The sequence below is a fragment of the Pseudokineococcus marinus genome, from assembly GCF_013004605.1.
Taxonomy (GTDB): domain Bacteria; phylum Actinomycetota; class Actinomycetes; order Actinomycetales; family Quadrisphaeraceae; genus Pseudokineococcus; species Pseudokineococcus marinus.
This window is the reverse complement of sequence record NZ_JABEMA010000532.1, coordinates 1-1302: the sequence shown is the minus strand read 5'-3', so window position 1 is coordinate 1302 and position 1302 is coordinate 1. Positions and strand designations below refer to the sequence as shown.

The 1302-nt window shown below is 79.0% G+C and carries 1 protein-coding gene; it reads right to left on the bottom strand.

Annotation, left to right across the window (positions count from 1 at the left end):
* Nucleotides 1–1053 (bottom strand): protein kinase domain-containing protein (locus tag HLB09_RS17260; RefSeq protein WP_322790245.1); only part of this gene is annotated, 1053 nt, incomplete at its 3' end.
* Nucleotides 1054–1302 lie beyond the last annotated feature (249 nt).

Here is a 1302-nt window from a genome sequence, read left to right as displayed (position 1 = left end):
CGGGACGACGGTCGTGCTGGCCGCCGCCACGGCGGCCGGGCCGGCGACGTCGAGCCCGCGCGCGGCGTCCTCGAGGTCGCGCCGGAAGGCCTCGGCGTCGGGGTAGCGGTCCGCCGGCTCCTTGGCGAGCGCCCGCAGCACGACGCGGTCCAGGGCCGGGGGCAGCCCGGCGCGGTGGGCCGACGGCGGGTCGGGCACCTCGCCGACGTGCTGGTAGGCCAGGGAGACGGCGGAGTCGCCCTGGAACGGCGGCCGGCCCGTGAGCAGCTCGTAGAGGAGGCAGCCGGTCGAGTAGAGGTCGGTGCGGGCGTCCACCGGACGGCCGCGCGCCTGCTCGGGCGAGAGGTACTGGGCCGTGCCGAGCACGGCGGAGGTGTGCGTGGCCGTCGCGCCGGCGTCGGCGAGCGCCCGCGCGATGCCGAAGTCCATGACCTTGACCTGGCCCTCGGGCGTCAGCATGACGTTGGCGGGCTTGATGTCGCGGTGCACGATGCCGGCGCGGTGGCTGTAGGCCAGGGCGCCGAGGACGCCGGCGGTGACGGCGACGGCCGTCTCGAGGTCCACGCCGGGCTGCCCGTCGCGCTCACCCCGTCCGCCCCGCCCGTCACCGGCCGAGAGGTGCTCGCCGGCGCTCGTGCTCGCGGGAGGTCGGTGCCGGTCGGAGGGGCGGTGCTGGTCGGGAGGGCGGTGCTGGTCGGACGGGCGGTGCCGGTCGGACGGGCGGTGCTGGTCGAGCAGGTCGCGCACGGTGGCGCCGCGGACGAGCTCCATGACGAGGAAGGGCGTGGTGGTGCCCCCGTCGCGCCCCGGCTCCTCGCCGACGTCGTGGACGCCGACCACCGCGGGGTGGTTGAGCGCGGCCACGGAGCGCGCCTCGCGGCGGAAGCGCGCCAGCACCTCGCCGTCCTCCGCGAGGTCGCTGCGCAGCAGCTTGACGGCGACCTGGCGCCCGAGGAGGCGGTCGTGCGCCTCGTGGACGACCGCCATCCCGCCGCGGCCCAGGACGCGCCCCAGCTCGTACCGCCCGCCCAGGACGCGAGGAGCCCTGGTCACCGCCTCGGTCCGGGCCCCGGTCGCCGCCCCGGTCAGCGCCTCGGTCGGGGCCCCGCTCGGTGCCCCGTCCGCTGGCCCGTCCGTCCCGTCCGGTCCCGCGCCCGGTGCCTCGCCCGGTGAGGGGGTCACGGGCAGGGAGGCGGTCGGCTGCGCCTCCTGCTCGCCCGTGCCCGGACCCGTCCCGGGCGGGCGCCGGTCCTGGCCGCCCTCGTCGCTGCTCGTCACGGGCCGCCGACGCCGGCCCCGGCG